Below are 18,851 nucleotides of genomic sequence, written 5' to 3' on the forward strand. Positions count from 1 at the left end.
TCGTAACACAGCTCCGGCAGCCCAGGGATCTCATTCGTGGCAGGACGTTTCGCTCCGCGGCCCACGCGTACGACCGTGCGCGGTGGGCATGTCGCCGTGCCCGCCGGTGTCCCCCGGCAGTCCACCGGGCCGGGGCGGGTGCGTACATGGGTGCCGGACGGGCCGCTCGATCTCGGGCTGGTGCTCGGGCCGCTGAGGCGCGGCCCCGGGGATCCGACCTTCCGCGCGGCGCCGGACGGGTCCGTGTGGCGGGCCAGCCGGACGCCCGCGGGACCGGGCACGCTGCGGGTGTCGGCGTACGGCGGTGAGGTGCGCGGCGAGGCGTGGGGGCCGGGGGCCGAGCGGCTGCTGGAGCGGTTGCCCGAGCTGCTCGGTGCCGCCGACGATCCCTCCGCGTTCGAGCCCCGGCACCGCGTGGTGGCGATGGCCCGGCACCGGCGGCCGGGATTGCGGCTTACGCGGACGGGGCTGGTGCTGGAGTCGTTGATCCCGTCGGTCCTGGAGCAGAAGGTCACGACCGTCGAGGCGTACCGGGCGTGGCGGTTGCTGGTGCGGAAGTTCGGGGAGCCGGCGCCGGGGCCCGCCCCGGAACGGATGTACGTGATGCCGGAGCCGCGGGCGTGGGCGCTGATCCCCTCCTGGGAGTGGCACCGGGCCGGGGTCGACAACAAGCGGGCGTCGACGATCCTGCGGGCCGTGCGGGTCGCCGCCCGGATGGAGGAGGCGGTCGGGATGACGCCCGAGGCCGCGCAGGCGCGGTTGGAGGTCATACCCGGGATCGGGCCGTGGACGTCGGCGGAGACCGTGCAGCGCAGTCATGGGGCGGCGGACGCGGTGACGGTCGGGGATCTGCACCTGCCGGGGATCATCGGGTGGGCGCTGGCCGGGGACCGGAGCGCGGACGACGCCGCGATGCTGGAGTTGCTGGAGCCCTATGCGGGGCAGCGGCACCGGGCGGCCCGGCTGATCCTGCTGAGCGGACGTGTGCCGCCGCGCAGGGCTCCACGGATGCCCGTCGGGGACATCGGCCGGCTGTGACGTCAGTCGGCAGTGACGTCGGCCAAGGGTGAGATCAGCTCTGCGGCACAGCCGCGGTCGTGGACCGGCCGTGCAGTTTCAGCGCCTGGGCCAGGCAGCCCACCGCGGCCGTGGTCAGCACCGTACGCACAATGTTCATGGCCGACCAGACGCCCTTGAACCTGTCGACGACCGAGAGGTCGGCGGCCTTCGCCGGGTCGCCGAGATCGGCGAGTTCGCCGTTCAGGGGCAGGTTCACCGCGACGGTGACCACCAGTACGGCCAGATAGAGCACACCGGCCGCGGCGGCCCACAGTGCCGCGCCCTTGCGCGCCCGCCGGTACTCGGCGACCGCGGCCCACACCGTGGCCACCAGGGCACCGAGGAAGACGACCGCGAACGGACCGCTGTGGTCGATCTCGTCGTTGAAGTTCCGCATGGCGGTGAGATAGGCGGCGTCGTCCAGCCGGGACAGACCCGGCATGATCGACAGGTCGTAGGCGAAGAACAGGCCCGCCAGGAGTGCCATCGCGACACAGGCCACTACGAGCAGCACTCCGGCCGCGCCACCGGAACGGCGTGACAGGGACGGGTTCATGGACATGGGCTTGGCCTCTCTCAGCAAGGTCGGTGGCCCAGGACGACCGTCCTGGAAGGTGGCGGCGGGGACAGCACCTGCGCCGCGCCGCCCGTCGCCCGGTGTTCCTGAGGGCTCACGCCGCGCACGCGTTTGAAGGCCGAGCTGAGCGCGAAGGCGCTGCCGTAGCCGACCCGGTGGGCCACCTTGGTCAGGGTCGCGTCCGGCTCGCAGAGCAGGTCCGCGGCGAGGGTGAGACGCCACTGGGCCAGATAGGCCATCGGCGGCTCCCCCACGACCTCGGTGAAACGACGGGCCAGGCTCGCCCGGGACACGCCGACCTTCCGGGCCAGCGACTCCACCGTCCAGGGCTCGGCCGGGTTGTCGTGCAGGAGTCGCAGGGCGGGGCCGACGGTCGGGTCGGACTGCGCGCGGTACCAGGCGGGGACGCCGTACTCCGGTTCCCTGAGCCAGTCGCGCAGCAGGCCCACGAAGAGCAGGTCCAGGAGGCGGTCGAGGACGAGTTCCTGTCCGGGCTCGTCACGGGTGATCTCCTGAGCGAGAAGGGGGATCAGCGGGTCGTCGGCGCCTTCGGCGGGGCGTACGAGGAGGGCGGGGAGGGCGTCGAGGAGGCGGCGGCCGACCGCGCCGGGGGCCTGGTAGGTGCCGCTGAGCATGACGGACGTCTCCGGTCCGCCGGCGACACCCCAGGTGCGCACGCCCAGCGCCGTCATGTCGGTGAGGTCGGCGCCGTCGACGGTGGTGCACCACTGGTCGGCGTCGACGACGACGCGCACGGGAGTGTCCGGGTCGTCGGCGACGGTGTACGGGTCGGGTCCGCGCAGCACCGCGAGGTCGCCCGGCTTCAGCAGGACCGGCGTGCCGCCGTCGGGCATCACCCAGGCATCGCCGCAGACCATGGTGACGAGGGACACCGGGGCACGGTCCTCGACCCGCAGGGACCACGGCGGGCGGAAGACGGACTGGAGCAGGAACGAGCCGCGTGCCTTCAGGCCTTCGAGGAGGCCGGCCAGAACATCCATGTGATGACCTCTCGCGGAGGGAAGGCGGACCGAGGCGTCAGACGGTCCAGACGCCCGTGGCGGCGGTCTTCCCGGCGAACTCGGCGAAGTCCACGGGCTCCCGTCCGAGAGCCTCCCGCACGCCCTGCGTGACACTGGCGTTGCGCCCGTCGAGGATGAGGCCGAAGAGGTCGGCGAATTCGACCGGCAGACCGTTCTCCCGCAGTGTCAGGCGGTAGTCGTCGAGGGAGACCGGCGTGTACGTGATCTCGCGGCCGGTGGCCTCGGACAGTTCGGCGGCCACGTCGTGGAAGCTCAGCAGCCGGGGGCCCGACAGCTCGTAGGTCCGGCCGATGTGCCGGTCGTCGGTGAGGGCGGCAGTCACGACGTCCGCGATGTCGTCGGCGTCGACGAACGGTTCCACGGCGTCCGCGGTCGGCAACGCGAGCTGTCCGGCCCGGACCGGCTTCAGGAAGAAACTCTCGCTGAAGTTCTGGTCGAACCAGTTGGCGCGCACGACGGTCCAGTCCGCGCCCGCGGCCTTGAGCCGTTCCTCGCTGTTCACCGCGCCCTCCTCGCCGCGCCCGGAGAGCAGCACCAGCCGGCGCGCGCCCTTGCGGACGGCCGACTCGGCGAGGGCGCCCACCGCTTCGGCGGCTCCGGGGAAGGCGAGATCGGGATGGTAGGTGACGTAGACGGCGGTGACTCCGTCGAGCGCCGGCTCCCAGCTGTCGGGAGCGTCCCAGTCGAAGGGCGGTTCGCCGGTGCGTGAGCCGACGCGCACCGGCAGGCCCCTGGCGGTCAGTCGCTGCGCGACACGCCGCCCGGTCTTGCCGGTGCCGCCGATGATCAGGGTCGTCCGGTGTGTGCTGGTCATGCGTTCAGTCAACTGCGGCGAGGTGGCGACGACCATAGCCACAACGCTCAGTTCCATAAGCAGGCGTCTACGCGGATCCCTCCCCCGCACCGGCTACTGGTCCGAGGAGAACCGCACCGCCCCCGCCGGGATGCGCGCGTCGCACCACACCCGCACGCCCTCCCGCAGTTCGTTGTCGGCCCCGACGACCGCACCGTCGCCGATCACCGTGCCGGTGAGGACGGAGCGCTCGCCGACCCGGGCGTGGGCGCCGATGAGGGAGTCGGTGACGACGGCACCGGGCTCGATGACGGCCCCCGGCAGGATGGTGCTGCCGAAGACCCGGACCCCCTCGGCGACGAACGCGCCCTCGCCCACCACCGTGCCGCCCGTCAGCTTGGCGTCGGGCGCGACCGTGGCCGTCGGCAGGATCAGGCGGTCGCCGCAGCGGCCGGGGACGGCGGGGGAAGGGGCCCGGCCCAGGACCAGGTCGGCCGAGCCGCGGACGAAGGCCGCGGGCGTGCCGAGGTCGAGCCAGTACGTGGAGTCCACCATGCCCTGGAGGTGGGCCCCGGCGGCCAGCAGGCCGGGGAACGTCTCGCGCTCCACGGACACCGGCCGGCCCGCCGGGATGGTGTCGATGACCGAGCGGCGGAAGACGTACGCCCCGGCGTTGATCTGGTCGGTGACGATCTCCTCGGGGGTCTGCGGCTTCTCCAGGAAGGCGAGCACGCGGCCGGTGTCGTCGGTGGGGACCAGGCCGTAGGCGCGGGGATCGGTGACCTTGGTGAGGTGCAGGGACACGTCCGCGGACGTCTCCTCGTGGGTGCGCACCAGCGCCCTGATGTCCAGTCCGGTCAGGATGTCGCCGTTGAAGATCAGCACCGGCTCGTCGGGGCCGGAGCGCAGCCGGGAGGCCACGTTGCGGATGGCTCCGCCGGTGCCGAGGGGCTCCTCCTCGGTGACGTACTCGATGTGGAGGCCCAGCGCGGCGCCGTCGCCGAAGTACGGCTCGAAGACCTCGGCCAGGTAACTCGTCGCGAGCACGATGTGGTCCACGCCCGCCGCTCTGGCCCGGGCCAGCTGGTGGGTGAGGAACGGCACCCCGGCCGCCGGGACCATGGGCTTGGGCGTGTGCACCGTGAGCGGGCGCAGCCGGGTGCCTTTGCCGCCGACCAGGAGGATCGCTTCTGTCACCTGTCGTCTCTGCTTCCTGCCGGGACCGGCCGAACTGTGTTTCGGCCGGCCAGTGTATGCAGACCGTGCGACAGCGCCCCCGACGGCGATGGACGTGCGCCCCGCCCGTCAGCGCCCCTGGTAGCGCGCCGCGGTGGAGCGGGCCGAGCCGAGCTTGGCGTAGAGCCGTTTCCCCGGGCAGTCGGTGGAGTATCCGTCCCGATGGCCGGAGATCACGTTCAGTCGTACGTTCTTCCCCTTTGGATACAGATTGCCACCGCCCGACTTGAGATATGTCTTTCCGCGCGGATTGGCCCCGTAGAGTCCGAGCTTCCACGCGGTGAGCTTGGCGATGGCCTTCACGGCGGCGGAGGACGGCTTGCTCTTGCCGTAGCTGCCGATCACGGCGATGCCCATGCTGTTGGCGTTGAACCCGAGGGTGTGTGCGCCGCGGACCGCCTTGGACACTCCTCCGGCGCGGCCCTCGTAGATGGTTCCGCACTTGTCGATGAGGAAGTTGTAGCCGATGTCGCGCCAGCCCATGCTGCGGACGTGGTACCGGTAGATGGCACGGATGACCGACGGTGCCTGTGAGCAGCGGTAGTTGTTGCCGGAGGCGGTGTGGTGGACGAACGCCGCCTTGACCTTCTGTGTGTAGACGAACCCTTTCTCGCGCAGCGACTCGTCCGCGCGCCAGCCGCGCCTGGTCACGATGCGGGGGCGCGGCCCGATGTGCGGCTTGCTGCGCTGGGCCTCGGTCAGCCGGTCGCCGCGCAGGGCCAGTAGCTGCATCTCGGTGTCCGCCCTGCCGAGGGCCGGGATCTCGGTGGCACCGAAGGGCGCGAGGTCGGTGTTGACGGCGGAGGCGGCGGCCTCGGCCTCCTGAAGGGTGCCGGTGCTCGGGACGTCGGCCTGGGGCCCGGCGGGCGGGGGGTCGTCACCGGGGTCGACGAGTTCCAGGCGCAGACCGGAGGGGAGGGGTGCGCGGGAGCCGGCGGTCCGGCCTCCGTCACCGGCCCCCTCGTCCCCGTCGCCCCGCTCCGTCCCGTCGTCCGCCCGCACGCGTACGTCGACCCCCTCCGAATCCCCCACCCACAGCGGCGCGGTGGCGCCGCGCACCTGGCCGGAGGCGCGCTCCGCGGTGTCCGGGTCGGCGCCGTGGTCGGCGTTGTGCGTCTCGACGTCCTGCCAGCCGGACCACCTGCCGGTGCCGGCGGCCCGGGTACGGACCTGGACGTGACCGTGGAGTTCGGTGCCGGGGTCGTCCCAGACGACGCCGACGAGCGAGAAGTGCCTTACGTGGTCGCGGTGCAGGCCCTGTTCGGAGGCGGCGCCGTGGGCGCGGTCCCGGGTGAGGGGCACCAGGGGCAGGGACTGGGTGCCGCCGGGGACCGCGGATGCGACCGCACGCCCCCCGACGGGTCTCGCGGGAGCGGCTGTCGCGGGCACGGTCAGCGGCAGGGCGAGGGCGGCGGCGCAGGTGACGCCGACCGAGGAGACGCCGATCGAAGAAGTGAGGAATCCACGCATGCTCCTGATCTTGGACATAGTCATATAAATCTGTCCATCCGGGAACTGACGGACCGTCGGCTGAGGTTCCGCCGAACCGGTGGCCCCGCCGCGCGGTGCCGGGCCGGGCCGCCGCGTACGCTTGCGCGGGTGAACGCCACCGATCGCACCCCCGCCGACCTGCTGCGATCCGCGCTCGCCGCGGATCCCGGACGTCCCCTGGTGACCTTCTACGACGACGCCACGGGCGAACGCGTCGAACTGTCCGTGGCCACCTTCGCCAATTGGGTGGCCAAGACCGCCAACCTCCTCCAGGGCGACCTCGCCGCCGGACCCGGCGACCGGGTCGCGCTGCTGCTGCCCGCGCACTGGCAGACGGCCGTGTGGCTGCTGGCCTGCTCGTCGGTGGGCGTGGTCGCGGACGTGGCCGGCGATCCGGCGGCGGCCGACGTCGTCGTCAGCGGGCCGGACTCACTCGACGCGGCGCGGGCGTGCCGCGGCGAGCGGGTCGCGCTCGCGCTGCGGCCGCTCGGCGGACGGTTCCCGCAGCCCCCGGAGGGCTTCGCCGACTACGCCGTGGAAGTCCCGGCCCAGGGCGACCGGTTCGCGCCGTTCTCGCCGGTGGATCCCGAGGAGCCGGCGCTGATCGTCGCGGGGGCGGAGCTGACGGGTGCCGAGGTGGTGGAGCGGGCGCTCCGGGAAGCTCCGGCGCTGGATCTCACGGGACCCGGGTCCCGGCTGCTGTCCGCGCTGCCGTACGACACCTGGGAAGGGCTGAGCGCGGGGCTGTACGCGCCGCTGGCCACCGGGGGCTCCGTGGTGCTGTGCCGGCACCTGGAGCGGCTGGACGAGGAGGCTCTGGCCAAGCGGATCGAGAGTGAGCGGGTGACCGCCGCGCGCCACTGAGGGGGCCGCCCGGCGTTCACCCGTTCGGAGTAGCAAGAAGCCCCTCCGGTCTCCCCCACGCGTCATGGTCGTAAGAACCAGGGCATGACGCTCGTACGCCATGAGGGGGTGGCCCCGCCGTGACCGACACCGCAGGCACGCCCTCCGGACCGGCCCCGGGCCCCGGCGCCGCCGCCACCGGTGAGGGGCTCGCACGGCGGCGTCGGCGGCGGTGGGCGAAGGCGGCGGCCCTGGGGATCGGGATCGTCGTGGTCGCGGCGGTCGGGGGCGGGTGGGCGGTGTACGCGAAGCTCAGCGCGAACATCACGCCGGACGAGGCGGCCGCGGCCGAGCTCGCCCGGTACGAGCGGGAGCGGCCCACGGCGCTGGTGCGCGACGCGCAGAACATCCTGCTGATCGGGTCGGACACGCGCGCGGGGGACGGCAACGGCGAGTACGGACGGGACCTGGGCAGCGAGCGGTCCGACACCACGATCCTGCTGCACCTGGCCGCCGACCGGCGCAGCGCCACCGCCGTGTCCCTGCCCCGCGACCTGATGGTGGACGTGCCGGGCTGCCGGCGGGCGGACGGCGGCCGCAGCGAGCCGACGTTCGCGATGTTCAACTACGCCTTCGAGATGGGCGGTTCGGCCTGCACCATCCGGACCGTGGAGAAACTGACGGACATCCGGATCGACCACCACGTCGTCATCGACTTCAGCGGCTTCAAGGACATGGTCGACGCCGTGGACGGTGTGGAGGTGTGCCTGAAGGAGCCCATCAGCGACAAGGACGCCAGACTGCGGCTGCCCGCGGGCAAGGTGACGCTCGACGGCGAGCAGGCGCTCGGCTATGTGCGGGCCCGCAAGTCCCTGGGCGACGGCAGCGACACCGACCGGATGGACCGGCAGCAGCGGTTCCTCGGGGCGCTCGTCAACAAGGTGCGCAGCGACGATGTCCTGCTGAACCCGGTCAAGCTCTATCCGGTGCTGGACGCGGCCACTTCCTCGCTCACCACCGATCCGGAACTGGCGAGTCTGCGCGGCCTTTACCAACTGGTGCGCGGTTTGCGGGACATCCCTACCGAAGAGGTGCGTTTTCTGACTGTTCCAAGGGAGTCGTACGTTTACAACTCCAATCGCGACCAGTTGGTGGAACCCGAAGCCGAGAAACTCTTCGCGCGGTTGCGGGCGGACCAGCCGGTGGAAGTCGCGCGGGAAGTCACACGGGATTCTCACAACGACCGCCGCCCCGACGACCTGCGAAGCGCCCCTTCCCCCACTCCCACCTTCCGCGGGAGCACCGCCGCCGAGGACACCTGCGAGTAAAACCAGCGCCAAGAGCGAACCTCCGCCCATGGGAATGGGGTGGATTGCCCTGGTGTAGGGAGGTGGAATTTGTCACTGTCGTCGCCTGACGCTGAACTGGGCGGATAGTGTGAGCGATCCAGTGCATCCGACCGCGAGGTCCGTCCTGGGGTCGTGCACTGATTGACCGAGACCCGAGCGCCTTGTGGGGGGAAGGCGCCGCGTGGCCCCGACGGAGGACTCAGACAACCGTGGACGCGCAAGGCCGTGGGCGGGCGGACAACATCGATCCCGCAGACCAGTGGGTGCTCAATCCGAACACCGGCGAATACGAACTGCGACTGAGTACTTCCGCAGCGCAATCGACGGTTCCGGGACCGCGTAGATCCGCGTCCCCCCGCGGCGGCGGAGGCAAAACCGCGGCGCGCGGCCGGACCGCGGCGCCGGGGCGTGGCGGTCCGGACAGCGGGGCCCGTGACACCCTCGTGTCGGAGGTTCCCGGTCCGCGCCGGCGCCGGGGAGGCCCCCCCGAGCCGACGCCGGGACGCCGCAACCGGCGTCCGGTGAAGAAGAAGTCGAAGGCGAAGAAGATACTGCTGTGGACCGGTGGGTCCATGGCCTTCGTGCTGGTCGCCGTGTCGGCCGCGGGCTACCTCTACATCAAGCACCTGAACGACAACATCACTTCGGTGTCCGACGACGGAGCCAGCACAGGCGGCTTCCGCAAGGACGAGGCGATCAACATCCTGCTGATCGGCACCGACAAGCGCACCGGCAAGGGCAACGAGGGCTACGGTGACGCGGGCAGCGTCGGTCACGCCGACACCAACATCCTGCTGCACGTCTCCAAGGACCGGACGAACGCGACCGCGCTGAGCATTCCGCGCGACCTGATCGTGAACGTCCCCGACTGCCCGACGACCCAGTCCGACGGCTCCAAGAAGGTCATCCCGGGCACGGACAACGTCCGCTTCAACACCAGCCTGGGCCAGGACGGACGTACGCCGAGCTGCACCATGCGCACGGTCACCGAGCTGACCGGGATCACCCCGGACGACTTCATGGTCGCCGACTTCAACGCGGTCAAGACGCTGACCACGGCGGTCGGCGGGGTCGACGTCTGCCTGGGGAAGAACATCGACGACAAGGACTCGCACCTGAAGCTGTCGAAGGGCACGCACAACATCTCGGGCGAGCAGGCCCTGGCGTTCGTGCGCACCCGGCACTCGGTCGGGTTCGGCGGCGACCTGAGCCGGATCGGGCTCCAGCAGCAGTTCCTCAGCGCGCTGATGCGCAAGCTGAGTTCCAACTCGACGCTCTCCAGCCCGACGAAGATGCTGAAGCTGGCCGAGGCCGGCACCAAGGCGCTGACCGTGGACGACAAGCTGGACAGCATCGGCAAGCTGAAGGACCTGGGTCTGGAACTGGGCAAGCTCAACCCGAAGAACCTGACCTTCACCACGGTGCCCGTCGTGGACAACCCGGCCGAGAAGGTCAAGACGACCGTCGTGCTCAACAACTCGACGGCTCCCGCGGTCTTCGACGCGATCAAGGGCGACGTGTCCTTCAGCGACGTGAAGAAGAAGCAGAAGGCGGCCAAGGACGCGCAGGCCGCCCGGCTCAAGGGCACCAAGGCCGCCGCCTCCGACGTGCGGGTGCGCATCCTCAACGGCGGAGCGGCGTCCGGCAGCGCGCAGGCGGCCCTCAACTGGCTCCAGAACGACGAGGGCGTGACGAGGTCGGAGAACGCCGGCAACGCCCCCGCCGCACTGAAGAAGACCACGCTCGAGTACGGGCCCGACCAGGCGGCCCAGGCCCGCAGGCTGGCCGCCATCATGGGGCTCTCCGGATCCGCCATGAAGCCCGGGAAGAGCGTGACCAACTCCCAGGGGCTGCCCGCGATGACGCTCACCCTGGGCACGGACTTCAAGGGTGCGGGCGTCCCCCTCAGCACTCCGACGAAGGCGCCGAAGGTCGACAAGTCCACGGCGGACAAGGTGCAGTGCGCCTCATGAGCCACTGAATTCGGGCGGCGGTCGCCGATGAGGTGACCGGATGGGCCTGTTCTACGTCTAACAGGGCGTAGGACAGGCCCTTTTCATGGTGCCAGGGTGGGGAGGACGGGGAGAAGTGACGCAGAACGTGCAGGGGGAGGAGCGGACGCCGCGTGGCGTCCGGCACCGGACGGCGAACGAGAGCGAGGGCGGCGGTGCGGACACCGACAGCCGCCCCGGCAGACAGCGGCCCCGGCGGGGGCGCCGCGTTCTGAGATGGTCCGCGACGACGCTGACGCTCCTGATACTCGGCACGGCCTGCGCCGGATACCTGTATTACGAGCATCTCAACGGCAATATCCAGAAGGGCGAGCGCAGCAGCGGCGACGCCAAGGCCGAGAAGGCCGGGCCGAACGCCGACGGGCAGACGCCGCTCAACATCCTGCTCATCGGCTCCGACAGCCGTAACTCCGACGAGAACGTGAAGCTGGGCGGCAGCAGGAACGACCGCGGCAATCCTCCGCTGGGCGACGTGCAGATGCTGATCCACCTGTCCGCCGACCGCAAGAGCGCCTCTGTGGTGAGCATTCCGCGGGACACCCGGGTCGACATCCCCAAGTGCAAGGACCCGAAGACCCACCACGAGTTCCCGGCGACCAACGACATCATCAACGTGTCCCTGGCCCGCGGCGGCGCCGGCTGCACCCTGGCCACGTGGGAGAACCTGACCGGGATCTACATCGACCACTGGATGATGATCGACTTCGCGGGCGTGGTGCGGATGGCCGACGCCATCGGGGGCGTCGACGTCTGCGTGCGGCAGAACGTGTGGGACCGTCCGCTGCCCGGCGTGTCCGGCGGCTCCGGCCTGCGACTGGCCGCCGGAACGCACAAGGTCAAGGGCAAGCAGGCCCTTCAGTGGCTGCGCACCCGGCACGCGTGGGGAAGCGACCCGCTGCGGGCCCGGGCCCAGCACATGTACCTGAACTCGATGATCCGCACGCTGAAGCAGCAGAACGTCTTCACCGACACCGGCCGGCTGATGGACCTGGCCGAGGCGGCCACCAAGTCCCTGAAGGTCTCCGAGGAGATCGGCACGGTCAAGAAGCTCTACGACCTGGGCACGCAGCTCAAGACGGTGCCGACCGACCGCATCACCATGACGACGATGCCGGCCGTCGAGGACGACCGGAACCGCGACCACCTGCTGCCGGACGGGGCCCGCGCCGAGCAGATGTGGGAGATGCTCCGAGACGACGTGCCCTTCGACGGCAAGGGCAAGGCCGCCGCGGCGAAGCAGGCCGCGGGCAAGAAGCCGGCCACCAAGGCCCCTTCCACCACGGACGACCGGATCGGCGTCACGGTGCGGAACGCCACGCGGTCCGCGACGCTGGGCCCGGTCGGCGGCCGCGCGAACACGATCGCCCAGGAACTCGTGGGCAAGGGCTTCACGAAGGCCACCATGGACGGCACCGCCGGGCTGTCCGAGGGCAGGACCGTCGTGCGCTACCCGAGCGCCGATCTGGAGGGCGACGCACAGCGTGTCGCCCGGTCGCTCGGTGTCCCGCTGTCCTCGGTGAAGAGGTCGACCGACGTCTCCGGGGTCACCGTGGTCGTCGGCGCCGACTGGCGGACGGGCTCGTCCTACCCGAAGCAGTCCAAGCCGAAGGCCGGGAATCTGCCCGGCAACTCCGACGCCATCAACGGCGCGGACACCGGACGGTGCATGGACGTGTACAGCCCGTATCGCACCTAGGACACCGGCCCGCGCTCCCCGCCGGGACCGCACAGCGAACTCCTAACTGGTTGCAGAATGATGTGGCGCGCTCAAGTCCGCAGGGGTCGGGCGAAACCGGGCGCGTGGTCCGCGACGGACGACGTGGGTGCCTTTTGAGAGGTAACCCAATGAGCCTCTCGTGCGTCTGACTAGGGGCAAGGGCGTGCCCGGTGAGGGCGCAGGGTGGGGAGGGCTGGGAGTTGGCGCGGAGCAGCATGAGCGGGGAGGTCCCCGCGGTCGAGGACACGAAGTCCCTCGCACCGCAGGGAGGCGGCGCCTCGGCCGGGCACGGCCGGCACGGCGGCGGGAGACGCCGCGGCGGCGGGGGCGGCGAGGGTGGTGGCAAGAGCGGTACGCAGGAGAACCCGCCGCGCAGACGGCGTGCCCTGCGCTGGTCGGCGACGGTGCTGGCGGTGGTGATACTCGGCACGGCCGGCGCCGGATACCTCTACTACCAGCACCTCAACGGCAACATCAAGAAAGACCCCCTGAACATCGGCGACGCCAAGGACAGGGCGGCCGAGTCCAAGGCGAACGCGGCCGGCCAGACGCCGCTGAACATCCTGCTGATCGGCTCGGACGGGCGGAACAACAAGGAGGACCAGAAGCTCGGCGGCGCGAAGGACACCTTCAACACCGCGCCCCGCGCCGACGTCCAGATGCTGCTGCACCTCTCGGCGGACCGCACCAACATGTCGGTGGTCAGCATGCCGCGCGACACGCTCGTGGACATCCCCAAGTGCACGGACCCCGACGACAACAAGGTCTACGACGCCCTCACGTCGCACATCACCAACGACTCGCTGGGCCGCGGCGGCCCCGGCTGCACGGTGGCGACCTGGGAGAAGCTGACCGACATCCACATCGACCACTTCATGATGATCGACTTCTCCGGTGTGGTGTCGATGGCCGGCGCCATCGGCGGCGTACCGGTGTGCGTGGACGCCAACATCCACTCCAAGGACAGCAGCGGCCACGGCTCGGGCCTGAAGCTGACGAAGGGCACCACGTACGTCAAGGGCGTCCAGGCCCTCCAGTGGCTGCGCACGCGGTACGGCTTCGAGGACAACACCGACATCGCGCGGGCCAAGGCCCAGCACCAGTACATGAACGCGATGGTCCGTCAGCTGCGCGAGAACGCCACGCTCAGCAACCCGGGCAAGCTGAAGGACCTCGCCGAGACGGCCACCAAGGCGCTGACGGTCGACAACGGGCTCGGCACGGTCGCGAAGCTGTACGACCTGAGCAACGAGCTGAAGAAGGTCCCCACCAAGCGCATCACCATGACGACGATGCCGTGGCAGTACGAGTCGCCCACCAGTGGCCGGGTGGTGCCCAAGCCGGAGGACGCGGCGAAGCTGTTCCGGCTGGTCCGCGACGACATCGCCCTGGACGGCAAGGGCAAGAAGAAGCCCACCAAGCCGAAGACGAGCTCGGACCCGGCCGCCGCCGACGACAAGATCGCCGTACAGGTGCAGAACGGCACCGGATCCGACACGCTGGCCCCGGTCTCCGGACGGGCGAACACGATCGCCCAGCTCCTCGTCGGCGAGGGCTTCACGCAGTCGGTGTCGGACCGCTCGGCGGCCCCGAGCGAGGCCACGACGCTGATCCGCTATCCGAGCGCGGACCTGGAGGGGGACGCCCAGCGGGTGGCCAAGGCGCTCGGCATCCCGATGTCCGCGGTGAAGAAGTCGACGGACGTCACCGGGGTCACCCTGGTCGTCGGCGCCGACTGGCGCACGGGCACCAAGTACACCGCGCCGAAGGAGGACGACTCGACCCCGGACACGGCGCAGGTGATCAACGGCGCGGACAAGAAGCAGTGTATGCACGTCAACCCGAGCTACACCTGGTAGCCCGGGCCGACGAGCGCCTCGCGCGGACTCAGTCGGTGGCGAGCACCGCGGGTCGGCGCGAGGCGATGACCTTCTTGGCGAGGGCGCGGGGGCTGGTCAGGAAGCCCCAGCCCCAGGACATGTGCATGGTGGCCAGGGCCACCGGGATCCGCAGCCGGGCCGTGAGCGGCAGGCCCTTGCCCGCGGGCACCGAGCCGGCGGTGATCGCCGCGAGGTAGCCGCCGGGGATCACGAGACCCCAGGGGGTCAGGGCCGCGCCCACCACGATCCCCGCCGCTATCGCGCACACCGCCGTCGGCGGGGCGAGGTAGCGCAGGTTGATGGAGCCCTCGTGGTAGCGGGCGACGACGTGCCGCCAACGGCCGTAGTCCTTGTACTGCTTGGCCAGCGCCCGCACGCTCGGCCGCGGCCGGTACGACACCTTCAGCTCCGGCGAGAACCAGATCAGCCCGCCCGCCTCGCGGATACGGAAGTTCAGCTCCCAGTCCTGGGCGCGGATGAACTCCTCGTTGTAGCCGCCCTGCCGCTCCAGCGCCTCGCGCCGGAAGACACCCAGGTAGACGGTCTCGGCCGGGGCCGCCTCGCCGCCGGTGTGGAAGGCGGCGTTGCCGACACCGATCTTCGAGGTCATCGCGGCGGCGACCGCGTGCTCCCAGTCGTTCTCACCCTCGGCGTGCATGATGCCGCCGACGTTCTGCGCGCCGGTCTCCTCCAGCAGCCGTACGGCCGTGGCGATGTAGTTCGCCGAGAGCATGCCGTGGCCGTCGACGCGGACCACGATCGGATGGCGGGAGGCCTTGATCGCGGCGTTGAGCGCGGCGGGGGTGCGGCCGGTCGGGTTCGGGACGGTGTGCACGCGGGGGTCTTCGGCGACCAGCTCGGCGGCGATCTCGTCCGTACGGTCCGTGGACGGGCCGAGGGCGATCACCACCTCCATCTCGCCGGCGTACTCCTGCGCGAGGATCGCTTGGACGGCCCCGCGCAGATGCCGCTCCTCGTCGAGGACGGGCATGATCACAGAAACGGCGGGGAGCCGCACGTCGGGGTTGGCGTTCATAGGGGGCTCACGTTACCGCGAACGGGGGAACACCCGTGCGCGCCGCCGGGTCGCTGCCGCGGGCCGGAGATCGTATGGGCCTACGGTGCTCACGTTCCCTCGAACGGCCCCGGGACGCAGCGGCCTGTCCTGACAAGCCCTGGGACCCGGGGGGCCCGAAGCCCCAGCGGAGGTGTCCCCATGCCCGTCACGCCGCCGAGCTCTCCGGCACGGCCCCAGCAGCGCCCGCGACCGCCCCGGCAGCCGCAGCGGGTGCCGCGGCCACCCGCCGGACGGAGACGGCCGCGCTGGGCCATGCGGGCGGTGACCACCCTGTCGGTGGTGGTGCTGGCCTCCGCCGGGATCGGGCACGCGGTGGTCAGCAGCCTGGACGCGGGCATCGCCCGGGTCGACGCCTTCAGGGACATGAAGAACCGACCGCGGGCCGGTCACGGCATGAACATCCTGCTGGTCGGCACCGACGGCCGGGACAAGATCGGCGAGCGGGAGCGGCGGAAGTACCGGCTGGGCGGCGCGCCCTGCCACTGCACGGACACGATCATGATCGTGCACATCTCTGGCGACCGGGGGCGGGCGAGTGTGGTGAGCCTGCCGCGCGACTCCTACGCCGAGGCGCCCGCGCACGTCGACGAGGCCACCGGGCAGCGGCACGGCCCGCATCCCCTCAAGCTCAACGCGGCCTACGCGGAGGGCGGGCCGCAGCTGACCGTCCGCACCGTCGAGAGCATGACCCATGTGAAGATCGACCACTATCTGGAGGTCGACTTCACCAGCTTCATGAAGACCGTGGACGTGCTGGGCGGCGTCCAGGTCTGCACCCCGCTGCCCCTGAAGGACGGCTACACCGGCCTCGACCTCCCGGCCGGCACGCACACCCTGGCCGGCGGGCAGGCCCTTCAGTACGTCCGCGCCCGGCACGTCGACGGGGCCAGCGACCTGGGCCGGATGCGGCGCCAGCAGCGCTTCCTGGCGTCGCTGGTCGAGCGGGCGACCTCGTCGGGGGTGCTGCTGAACCCGATGCGGTTCCGGGACGTGACCCGGGCGGTACTGGGCTCGGTACGGGCGGACGAGGGCTTCGGCACGGACGAGCTGCTGGAGCTGGGCCGGGCGATGCGGAACTTCTCGCCCTCCTCGTCCGAGTTCACGACCGTCCCCATCGGTCAGCTGTCCTACCCGGTGAAGGGCATCGGCTCGACGCTGAAGTGGGACGGGCCCAAGGCCGAGCAGCTGTTCCAGGCCCTGCGCGACGACAAGCCGCTGGCGCCCGCGCGCCGGCCGCGGGGCGAGACGGTGGTCCCGGTGGAGGTGGCCCCGCAGCAGATCCGCGTCCAGGTGATGAACGGCACCGGCACGGTGGGCCTCGGCCGGCGGGTGGACACGGCCCTGTCGGCGACCGGCTTCGCCACCACCCACCTGCCCCTCGACGCGCCAGGCCACAACGTGGGCCGCACGGTGATCCTCTACGACCCCCGCTGGGACCGCTCCGCGAAGTCCCTGGCCACGGCCCTCCCCGGCAGCGAGCTCCGCCCGGCCAACGGGCAGGGCCCGATGCTGAAGGTGATCGCCGGATCGGACTTCAAGGGCGTACGAAAGGTGAGAGGCGAGTCGGCGAACGGCCAGGCCGAGGCGACGGTGGTACGGGGCGACGAGGCACGGTGCTGACGCACACCGCCCCGTCCTCGTAGCCCTCGAATCCCCTGGCCCCTGGCCCCTGCGCCCTCAGTCCTCGTACCCCTCCGCCGCGCGCCTCTCGCGGAGTTCTCGGATTTCGCGGCGGCGGGCCAGGCGGTGGGTGCGGCGGATCTCGGCTTCCTGGTAGCGGCGCCTGTCGCGGTCGGTCTCCGGGAGGACCGGTGGGACGCGGCGGGGCTTGCCGTCGGCGTCGACCGCGGCGAAGACCAGGTAGGCGGAACCGACATGGGTGGCCGGGGTGGACTCGTTCCAGCGCTCGGCCAGGACCCGGACGCCTATCTCCATCGAGGACCGGCCGGTCCAGTTGACCTGGGCTTTCACATGGACCAGGTCGCCCACGCGGACCGGCTCCAGGAAGACCATCTCGTCCATGGACGCGGTGACGGCGGGACCCCCGCTGTGCCGGCCGGCCACCGCGCCCGCGGCGTCGTCGACGAGCTTCATGATCACACCGCCGTGCACCGTGCCGAGCAGGTTCGTGTCGTTGTGGGTCATGATGTGGCTGAGCGTGGTCCGGGACGCGGACGTGGGCTTGCCGGAGATGTCCGGCGTACCCGACTCCGCTGCGGTGGCCTGGTCTGTCATGGCCCCTACCTTATGCCGGAGCGACATTCGCGGAATTTGTGTCGGGTTCGCAACAGCGGCGCCCTGATTTTCCGACAGCCCTTGTAAGACACCTGGTCGAGCCCGGCACACTGGGGCCCATGAATGATTGGCCCGAGGGATGGTCCGACGAGAACCGCGGCCCGCGCTACGGACGCGGGAGTGCCGGCGGCGCGCAGCCTGAGGGCGCCCGTGTGATGCGGCAGGTCCGGCGCGGCCCGGCGGGCCCGCCCGGCCAGGGCGGGTACGGCGCGCCCGGCCAGGCGGCCCCGCCGTACGGCGGCGGAGTCCCGCAGCAGCCGTCGTACGTCGACGGCCAGGGACACGACGGCGGTTACGGCGAGTACGACAGCGGCTACAACACGGGCCAGGTCTACGGTGGCCACGGTGGCGGCGGCTTCGTGCCCAACGACAACGACGCCGATCCGGACATGGGGCGCTACCGGCCGCGGCCGAACTGGCGGCGCCGCATCAAGTGGACCGCGATCACGCTGGCCACCGTGCTGATCGTCACCTCGGTGGCGACCTACTTCTGGGCCGACTCCAAGCTCCACCGCGACGTCGACCTGTCGAAGGTCATCGACCGGCCGGAGGCGGGCAAGGGCACCAACTACCTGATCGTCGGCTCCGACAGCCGCAAGGGCATGACGTCCGAGGACAAGAAGAAGCTGCACACCGGCTCCGCCGAGGGCCAGCGCACCGACTCGATGATGATCCTGCACGTCGGCGACAACGGCGACACGCTGGTCTCGCTGCCGCGCGACTCGGACGTGGAGATCCCGTCGTACGTCGGCTCCACCTCCGGCAAGGAGTACAAGAGCACCGGCCGCCACACGAAGCTGAACGCGGCCTACGCCGAGGACGGCCCGACGCTGCTCGTCCGCACCGTCGAGTACAACACCGGCCTGCACATCGACCACTACGTGGAGATCGGCTTCGCCGGCTTCGCGAAGATCGTGGACGCGGTCGGCGGTGTCGAGATCGACATCGACAAGGGCTTCAAGGACAAGTACTCGGGCGCCGACTTCAAGTCGGGCAAGCAGACGCTGAACGGCGAGCAGGCCCTGGCCTTCGTCCGTACCCGGCACGCGTTCGCCGCGTCCGACCTCCAGCGCACCAAGAACCAGCAGAAGTTCCTGTCGGCGCTGGCCCACCAGGTGGCCACCCCGTCGACGGTGCTGAACCCGTTCAAGTTCTACCCGACGATGGGCGCCGGCCTGGACTCGCTCACCGTCGACAAGGACATGAGCCTGTGGGACCTGGCCTCCATGTTCTGGGCCATGAAGGGCGTCAGCGGCGGTGACGGCACCTCGATGAACATGCCGGTCTCCGGCTCGACCGGCGGCAACCTCGTCTGGGACAAGGCGAAGGTCAAGACGCTGGTGAGCGAGCTGAAGGACGACCAGAAGGTCACGGTCGCCGGCAACTAGGGTCCGTCTTCAAAGATCATCGGGTGGTGGATCATGGTGGGGTGATACGTCGCCATGAACTCACCGATCAGGAGTGGGAGTTACTCGCTC

At 70.9% G+C, this 18,851-nt stretch carries 15 protein-coding genes; 8 read left to right on the forward strand and 7 right to left on the reverse strand.

From position 1 onward, the window contains the following. The first annotated feature begins 36 nt into the window (after window positions 1–36). Window positions 37–1,038 (forward strand): DNA-3-methyladenine glycosylase 2 family protein, encoded by a 1,002-nt coding sequence (locus tag ABZ915_RS47265; RefSeq protein WP_361817245.1) that lies wholly within the window; start codon window positions 37–39, stop codon window positions 1,036–1,038. Window positions 1,039–1,072: 34 nt separating this feature from the next. Here the strand turns inward: ABZ915_RS47265 and ABZ915_RS47270 are convergent, their stop codons facing one another. The 5 genes from ABZ915_RS47270 to ABZ915_RS47290 form a co-directional block, all read right to left on the reverse strand. Beyond that, complete coding sequence (locus tag ABZ915_RS47270) at window positions 1,073–1,621, reverse strand: DUF1772 domain-containing protein (RefSeq protein WP_361817247.1); 549 nt, start codon at window positions 1,619–1,621, stop codon at window positions 1,073–1,075. Window positions 1,622–1,635: 14 nt separating this feature from the next. Then, window positions 1,636–2,637, reverse strand: a complete 1,002-nt coding sequence (locus tag ABZ915_RS47275) for an AraC family transcriptional regulator (protein ID WP_361817250.1) — start codon at window positions 2,635–2,637, stop codon at window positions 1,636–1,638. Window positions 2,638–2,674: 37 nt separating this feature from the next. After that, the gene (locus ABZ915_RS47280; protein ID WP_361817252.1) at window positions 2,675–3,493 is read right to left on the reverse strand and encodes an NAD(P)H-binding protein; all 819 of its coding nucleotides are present in this window, start codon (window positions 3,491–3,493) and stop codon (window positions 2,675–2,677) included. A 93-nt stretch (window positions 3,494–3,586) separates the two neighbouring features. Further along, on the reverse strand, window positions 3,587–4,669 hold the full coding sequence (locus ABZ915_RS47285) for an NDP-sugar synthase (RefSeq protein ID WP_361817254.1): 1,083 nt from the start codon (window positions 4,667–4,669) through the stop codon (window positions 3,587–3,589). A gap of 108 nt (window positions 4,670–4,777) precedes the next feature. Further along, complete coding sequence (locus ABZ915_RS47290; RefSeq protein ID WP_361817257.1) at window positions 4,778–6,196, reverse strand: peptidoglycan recognition protein; 1,419 nt, start codon at window positions 6,194–6,196, stop codon at window positions 4,778–4,780. Between the two features lie 111 nt (window positions 6,197–6,307). Between ABZ915_RS47290 and ABZ915_RS47295 the strand changes: the two genes are divergently transcribed. From ABZ915_RS47295 to ABZ915_RS47315, 5 genes are all read left to right on the forward strand, one after another. Then, window positions 6,308–7,063: a TIGR03089 family protein gene (locus tag ABZ915_RS47295; protein ID WP_361817260.1), complete on the forward strand. Its 756-nt coding sequence runs from the start codon at window positions 6,308–6,310 to the stop codon at window positions 7,061–7,063. Window positions 7,064–7,182: 119 nt separating this feature from the next. Then, entirely contained in the window at window positions 7,183–8,370 is a 1,188-nt protein-coding gene (locus ABZ915_RS47300; protein ID WP_361817263.1) for an LCP family protein, read from the forward strand. 230 nt (window positions 8,371–8,600) lie between these two features. Continuing rightward, the gene (locus tag ABZ915_RS47305; protein ID WP_361817265.1) at window positions 8,601–10,364 is read left to right on the forward strand and encodes an LCP family protein; all 1,764 of its coding nucleotides are present in this window, start codon (window positions 8,601–8,603) and stop codon (window positions 10,362–10,364) included. A 115-nt stretch (window positions 10,365–10,479) separates the two neighbouring features. Then, on the forward strand, window positions 10,480–12,099 hold the full coding sequence (locus tag ABZ915_RS47310) for an LCP family protein (protein ID WP_361817268.1): 1,620 nt from the start codon (window positions 10,480–10,482) through the stop codon (window positions 12,097–12,099). 236 nt (window positions 12,100–12,335) lie between these two features. Further along, complete coding sequence (locus ABZ915_RS47315; protein WP_361817271.1) at window positions 12,336–13,979, forward strand: LCP family protein; 1,644 nt, start codon at window positions 12,336–12,338, stop codon at window positions 13,977–13,979. A gap of 28 nt (window positions 13,980–14,007) precedes the next feature. Here ABZ915_RS47315 and ABZ915_RS47320 read toward each other — a convergent pair whose 3' ends face one another. Beyond that, window positions 14,008–15,036 (reverse strand): glycosyltransferase family 2 protein, encoded by a 1,029-nt coding sequence (locus tag ABZ915_RS47320; RefSeq protein ID WP_361817274.1) that lies wholly within the window; start codon window positions 15,034–15,036, stop codon window positions 14,008–14,010. 294 nt (window positions 15,037–15,330) lie between these two features. On the opposite strand from ABZ915_RS47320, the gene ABZ915_RS47325 reads away from it, so the two are divergent. Then, window positions 15,331–16,698: an LCP family protein gene (locus ABZ915_RS47325; protein WP_361817286.1), complete on the forward strand. Its 1,368-nt coding sequence runs from the start codon at window positions 15,331–15,333 to the stop codon at window positions 16,696–16,698. Between the two features lie 57 nt (window positions 16,699–16,755). Here the strand turns inward: ABZ915_RS47325 and ABZ915_RS47330 are convergent, their stop codons facing one another. After that, a complete protein-coding gene (locus ABZ915_RS47330) occupies window positions 16,756–17,313 on the reverse strand; it encodes an acyl-CoA thioesterase (RefSeq protein WP_361817277.1) in 558 nt (185 codons plus the stop codon). Window positions 17,314–17,432: 119 nt separating this feature from the next. Here ABZ915_RS47330 and ABZ915_RS47335 point away from each other — a divergent pair, with 119 nt between their 5' ends. Beyond that, a complete protein-coding gene (locus tag ABZ915_RS47335) occupies window positions 17,433–18,761 on the forward strand; it encodes an LCP family protein (protein WP_361817280.1) in 1,329 nt (442 codons plus the stop codon). Window positions 18,762–18,851: the final 90 nt, after the last annotated feature.

This window comes from Streptomyces sp. NPDC046915 (assembly GCF_040644935.1).
Lineage (GTDB): Bacteria > Actinomycetota > Actinomycetes > Streptomycetales > Streptomycetaceae > Streptomyces.

Coding starts and splice junctions, on each gene's coding strand:
- ABZ915_RS47270 (WP_361817247.1), bottom strand. CDS start 1,621: ATGTCCATGAACCCGTCCCTGTCACGCCGTTCCGGTGGCGCGGCCGGA.
- ABZ915_RS47275 (WP_361817250.1), bottom strand. CDS start 2,637: ATGGATGTTCTGGCCGGCCTCCTCGAAGGCCTGAAGGCACGCGGCTCG.
- ABZ915_RS47280 (WP_361817252.1), bottom strand. CDS start 3,493: ATGACCAGCACACACCGGACGACCCTGATCATCGGCGGCACCGGCAAG.
- ABZ915_RS47290 (WP_361817257.1), bottom strand. CDS start 6,196: ATGTCCAAGATCAGGAGCATGCGTGGATTCCTCACTTCTTCGATCGGC.
- ABZ915_RS47315 (WP_361817271.1), top strand. CDS start 12,336: ATGAGCGGGGAGGTCCCCGCGGTCGAGGACACGAAGTCCCTCGCACCG.
- ABZ915_RS47320 (WP_361817274.1), bottom strand. CDS start 15,036: ATGAACGCCAACCCCGACGTGCGGCTCCCCGCCGTTTCTGTGATCATG.
- ABZ915_RS47325 (WP_361817286.1), top strand. CDS start 15,331: ATGCGGGCGGTGACCACCCTGTCGGTGGTGGTGCTGGCCTCCGCCGGG.
- ABZ915_RS47330 (WP_361817277.1), bottom strand. CDS start 17,313: ATGACAGACCAGGCCACCGCAGCGGAGTCGGGTACGCCGGACATCTCC.
- ABZ915_RS47335 (WP_361817280.1), top strand. CDS start 17,433: ATGAATGATTGGCCCGAGGGATGGTCCGACGAGAACCGCGGCCCGCGC.